The sequence below is a fragment of the Bartonella sp. TT110JLCBS genome (genome assembly GCF_042193405.1).
In the GTDB taxonomy this organism is placed as follows: Bacteria; Pseudomonadota; Alphaproteobacteria; order Rhizobiales; family Rhizobiaceae; genus Bartonella.
Window position 1 is genome coordinate 1 of sequence record NZ_JBHILT010000034.1, and the last position, 6,359, is coordinate 6,359.

Consider the following 6,359-nt stretch of genomic DNA (forward strand, 5'->3'; position numbering starts at 1 on the left):
TCAGTTTATGTCAGTACATTGAATCGACAAAAGTGATCATTTAGTGAATGATTAAAACATGTCTTATGAGAGTATGTAATCTTTAAAGCCTTTCAAAAGATAGTTTGTAACTCATATGAAATGCTATCAAGACCATTATGGTTATGAGTTTTGAAGATTTTGAGTATTTTGAGGGGTTCTTTTACCCCCCTTTATATATTTTTTTCAATCAAAAAATAAAAGTTATTATATTTCAATATGTTAATGTTTTAAATAAACAACCTATATTACACAAAACACGTAAATACAATCTGTAATATATATAAAAAGGGGTTTTGAAGGGGTTTTGGGGGGGGGTAAGAACCTACAAAACCTATAAGTAATATAAGAAAAATGAATATACATAACTCTTTTTAAACAAAGCTTTTGAAAAGGATAAAATTATCATTTTAGATTACGGTATAATCTTTTAAAGGCAATGTAAAAAAATCTAATTCTATTTAAGAGTGGGTTTCTTAAAAGTCTTAAAGGCAATCCAAAGTACAGTGTTTTAAAAAGTGCAAAGCCTTATCTTTTAGAATAACGCATATAAACTATTCTTTTAAAGATTGTATGTAAGCAATTTATAAAAGGGGCATAGAACCTATAGGTATAAAACCTTATACCCCTTATGAGTTTATCATACCCGTTATATGAACATGCTTTATAAGTTATTCAGTTTCTCTTATTTCTAATTTTGGTAAGTTCTTAACAATCTTCATTGTTTCTAAACTTACGGTAATAACCCTCTGAAATAACTCTAGAGGGTAGGCAGGGTTGCCAACAGTTTCAACAGCATAACGATTGGCATCATTCACAATACCACTCTTTTTATCTGTCTTAACACATTGACGTTCCATAACCCATTCAAGAGCGGATTTACCATTTACAATATAGCTATAAGCTTCCTTAGGTATATCTATCATTGTGATATTATGGTTGTAAAAAACAATTGATTTATTCTTTGCTTTACTATTCCCAGCGAATTTCATTTCTGTAACGTAATAAAATTTTTCTGGATTAGAGATATCAGTTAGTTTTGGATTACCCTTTTTAAAGGTCACAGGATAAGGCTCTACACTTTCATAGTTTACGTGCAAATGACCCAATTCACGCCCAGCTGTTACAAACTTCCAAAAATCTTCAGCACGCTTTACGCAAGGAATGCGAGGCAATTCTTTAGAGAGGTTATCAGCATAACGGGCACGATAATCTTCCGAATGAAGTAGACCATAAATATAATAGAATAAATCATCTTTCGTGATAGTTTCATTCGGATAAGCAGCTTTAAAATGTGCTAATCCTTCATCCGTAATAGCATCACGCCTTTGTAAACCAGATGTTGTGTTTTCTTCTATAGAGTTTGTAAATAAAAGGGATTGGTTTTTATTTTTTAAAGATTCAGTATCTTCGTAAATATAGCGTGGAAAACATTGACCATTCTCTATCACCTGAAGATCAGATACGGTCTTAATCATAATAACGGAAAAATCTTTATTTGCTCCTATGCCTGTAATTTGAATGCCTCTATTTTCAACCGCTTTTCCTATTGGAAATATACGCGGCATTTGATAAACCATTTCATTGAAGGTACGACTATAATAGAGCCATTGTTGTGTAAATGGACGATATAAATTTTTCGTAAGGCATGTAATCTCAAATTCAAAAATTTTTCCTTTTGCCAAATCTTGTTTAAGTGCACGGCTCCAACTTATCTTTCTCTCATCTGTATCAACGAAATCATTTACAGCCTTTACACGTATTTTACGATCAATATGTGGATAGGTATCATTAAACCGTTCTACTTCACTGTTATAGAAGGTAATCATATTACTCATGTTCTTCTTTAAAGTTTCATGGCTTGAGTTATATGCCCACGCATCACGGTTGGTTGAGATACCAAGAGAAAACGTTTCAAAAAGCTGTTTATTATTACTTTTCTTATCCCCTAATGCTATGAACCTCTCAAAACTTTCATCACGTTGATTAATCCAATCACCATATTCGTCTGGTGGAATTATTTGCCAACCTTTTTTGCTCCGTGTAATGCCATCAATGCTCCTAAATTTTTCAATTATTGTTAGCTTTTCTTCTCTATTGAGATAATCTCCAATATCCCGAAAATATATCTTACCATGCTGTTGTGCATTTGGATTTTTTACGAGAATAGAAATCGCTATAGGGGCACGAGATCCTTCACCAAAAATTCCACCACTTTCTTTCTTACGTTGTTCTCCAGAAGTCCGAGCATTTCCCCGTAAATGGAAAATATAAAGGCTGCTAAATTCTTCAACGAGGCATTTTCGTAACCCATCCATAGAACTTCCATTAATAAAACCGGCATTTGTAACAAAACCAATAACACCACGGTCTTTTATACGGTCACTAGCCCAGCGGATTGCACGGATATAGCTATCATAAAGCGTTCGCATACTACTTGCTTTTGAATGAACAGCATAAGTTTCAGCAATACGTTTATCTAGTATAGGATAAGGAGTATTCTTTGCATTATCGTTTTCATTTTTTTGTCCTACCGAATAAGGAGGGTTACCAAAGATAACTTTGATGTTTAGATTTTTCTGATGTTCTAAATATTCACTGTTTTCTTTAAATAATTCCTGTAGCAGGTTCTTCTCTTCAAGCATCCGAAACGTATCAGCCAAACCAATATGTTTAAAAGGAATATACTCACCTTTCATAAGACTATGATAGGTCGATTCAATGTTAATCGCTGCTATGTAATAGGCAAGCAAAACAATTTCATTGGCATGGATATCATGACGGAATTTGTATTCCATATCCTCTGGTTTGATGAGTTTTGATTGTAAAAGCCGTGTGATAAAGGTACCCGTTCCCGTGAAAGGGTCAAGAATAGAAACACCCCGTGATCCCAAGCTTTTTCCAAACTCATTCCGCAAGACATCATCAACAGAATGAATGATAAAATCAACAACCTCAACGGGCGTATAAACAATCCCAAGCCTATCCGTGGTTTTCTTAAATGCCTTGGCAAAAAAGCTTTCATAAAGCGTAATAATAAGATTTTGCCTTGCTTGTGGTGTGGTAATCCCAGAAGCACGAAGCCTTACACTGTTATAAAATTCTTGTAACTCCTTGGATTCTTCCTCGATATTCGTTTTATCGAGTTCTGTTAAGATTTTTTCCATGGCTTGCGAAATGGCATTGTTTTGCACAAATTCATTTCCTTCAAACAAGGCTTCAAACACGGGACGCGTGACAAGATGTTGCGCTAACATCTCAATCGCTTCCTCTTGTTTGATTTCACTGTTTAAGTTGTTCTTTAGTTCTTTATGAAATGCATCAAAAGCATGAAAGGCTTCACTGGTTTCATCAGAAAGCAGGTTTTGAAGATGCGTGATATGATTTTGTGCAATCTCAGCAACATTGCCCGCCCAATTTTCCCAATAATCCGCAATAGCAAATTTCTTCGCAATAAGGGTTTTCAGAGCATTGGGAAACTCTTTATAAAAAGGTAATCTTCCTGTTACACTATGAATAGTTTGTGGTTCATGAGCGGCTTTTCCAATCTCAAGTCCCATATGTTCTGATTTTTCATGGATATGAAGTTTATCCTCAACAGCGGTCATGCTCTTTAAGGCGACAATCTCCAAAGAATCACTAACATCTTGCCCCAAAATCATCTGGTTAAGGGTGATTTCAAAATTCTCGTCATGAGCGAGCAAAGCATTGATGACTTGCCAGACCACCTTGTATCTCTTATTATATCGTAAAGCATGTTCAGCAGAAACCCCAGCAGGGATCCCAACGGGTAAAATGATGTAGCCTCTCTTTTTACCTCGTGCACGGCGCATGATACGCCCCACCGCCTGTATCACATCCACATGACTTTTACGCGGGTGTAAAAACATGATGGCATCAAGAGCAGGAACATCAACTCCTTCAGACAGACATCTTACATTGGTGAGCACACGGCAAGTATTTTCCCCCACATCTTCTTTAAGCCAATCAAGGGCTTTATTACGCGTTTTGGCACTTTGTGTTCCGTCAATATGATCAAAGGTACAGTGAAGAGGCGGGGTATCTTTATAGACCTTATGAAGATTAAATAATTCTTCCTGTATTTCTTCAGAATTGAAGGTTTTACGAATGCGTTTAGAAGTCTTGATATCTTTACAAAAAGCCAAAGCCCGCCGCATAGGGTTAGGGTCATCACTTAAATCAACCTTTAGATCTATTTTAGCAAGGGCTTGATAACAGCCTATGATCTTGGTTTTATCATCAAGAATAAGTTCATAATTCTCATCGGTCATCAGATGTTGAATGGATTGACTTACTTCTTCTTCATTAACACCCAAAACAATAATCTTATAAGGTGCTAAAAGTTCATTCTGAACGGCTTTTGAGAAAGTATAGGTATAAAGCTCTTTTCCATAGAGTTCTTCATCATCCATAGAGGCGAGAACGGCATTGATCTCATTGGCTTGCTTTTTGGCATCATCGGTAAAGATCTTAGGGGTTGCTGTCATATAGAGACGTTTTTTACCACGAATGATGCTGTTATCATGAACCTTGATAAATTCAGATTCATTGTCCTCTGTTCCCAATGAAGCTCCAGTGGTTCTATGCGCTTCATCACAAATGATTAGATCAAATTCGGGTAAATCATACTTTTTTTGCGCATCCGAAATCACTTGGATAGAATGATAAGTGGAAAACACCACGGTCATCAGATCATGTGAAACCTTACCCGCTTTACTAGCCAGTTCTTTTGCATCCGTGGTAGCCGGCAAGGCAAGATCAGAGCTATCAAATTCAAGAGCATCATTTTTATTATTCTTACGACGTTTTCCCACTTGTGTATCGGAACACACGGCAAAGGAACGCAAGGGTATTTCTGTATCTTCTGTCCATTCACGAATTGTTTGAGAGATAAGAGCAAGGGAGGGCACCAGAAACAAAATACGCTTGCCTTGACCTGCTATGGTTTCTGCTATCTTCAAACTGGTGAAAGTCTTGCCCGTACCACATGCCATAATCAGCTTGCCACGGTCTGCTTCTTGTAACCCTTCACAGACTTTCTCAAGGGCTTCTTTTTGATGATCTAAAAGCTTTTTCTTCGGTTTTTCTTTAAGGACGGCTTGTCCTTGTTCTTTATAAGCGCCCCAATCAATTTGACTGCTTTCCAAATCAAAAAGGTTTATGCGTTGAATACGAACCTCTTGCCCCTCACAAGTCAGTTCAACATTGTCACTCCAATCTGTTTCGGTGCTATCAATCAGAATACGACGGGTGAAGATCTTTTTGCCCGAGGCAGCGATAAAACTATCAATATCTTCTTTTTTAATGATGTGAGAAGCATCATAGCATTTACATTGAATAGCCGCATAGCCTCCTTCATCACGGATTGTAGCGATCAAATCAATCCCAATATCCGTTCCATCTTCATCATGCTCCTTAGCCCATTCCAAATAAGTCTGAACCTTTTCGTATTCTTGCTTTTGAAGAGGGTCGTTTGTCAAATAAACCATGACAAGGTTTTCAAACAGCGTTCCCAATTCACGGGGTGATTTTGCTTGTTGACGATAATATTCCAAGAGAGAGCGTAAAGAGACATGTTCATGATCAGAATGATGAGGGCGAAGCATAAAGAATAAACTCCATGACAATATATTCTATTGATTAATTCTCTTCAAAAGAATCAAAACGAAGCTTATTAAATCCATTTTGAGTAAATGGTGAAAAAAATGCAGAAAAATGCGAAAAAACGGATAAATTTTTTTCAAAAGGGTTTTTAAAGGTACTTATCCACAGCCCATGACATGGAATAAGATCAGCAAAGTAGTGAAATTTTCTGTTTATTTTATGGAAAAAAGACAAATTTGATATGTGCTTTTAAGATATCATAATGAGTATTTTGATAGGTTTTATGAGTCACTAAAATAGTCTATTTTGTCAGTTTAATTTTCTGACACAAACTGACAAATATATATTATGGATTGTATTTAAGGTTGTATTGTCGATATAGGTTGTATCATTAAAATACTAACATATTGAAATATAATGTTTTTAATTTTCTCTCATTTAAAAAAATAATATAGGCTCTAAAAAGAACTGACAACACTGACAGCACTGGAGAAAACTCTTCTGTTCAGATCATTATCTTTGGAGAAAGGTTGCTTAATGCGCTGTACAGAGAGTTTTGCCTATTTGAGTAGAAAGTTTTAAAAGAGATTTCTTATTGTTTTCTATGATGGTTTTTGACGACAGGATGTGCTTGATAGGATGATGTCTCGTTTATATGCGTGTTGAGTGGCTTAGAGGAGCTGGAGAGTGAATTTATCTCTAATTATTGATAAATA

The 6,359-nt window shown here is 35.9% G+C and carries 1 protein-coding gene; it reads right to left on the reverse strand.

Going from position 1 to position 6,359, the window contains the following annotated elements:
• Positions 1–689 precede the first annotated feature (689 nt).
• A complete protein-coding gene (locus ACFILW_RS08520) occupies positions 690–5,645 on the reverse strand; it encodes a DEAD/DEAH box helicase (RefSeq protein ID WP_375685550.1) in 4,956 nt (1,651 codons plus the stop codon).
• Positions 5,646–6,359: the final 714 nt, after the last annotated feature.

Bases quoted from the DNA above. Each gene is read 5' to 3' on its own strand.
- ACFILW_RS08520 (WP_375685550.1), bottom strand. From the start codon at position 5,645: ATGCTTCGCCCTCATCATTCTGATCATGAACATGTCTCTTTACGCTCT.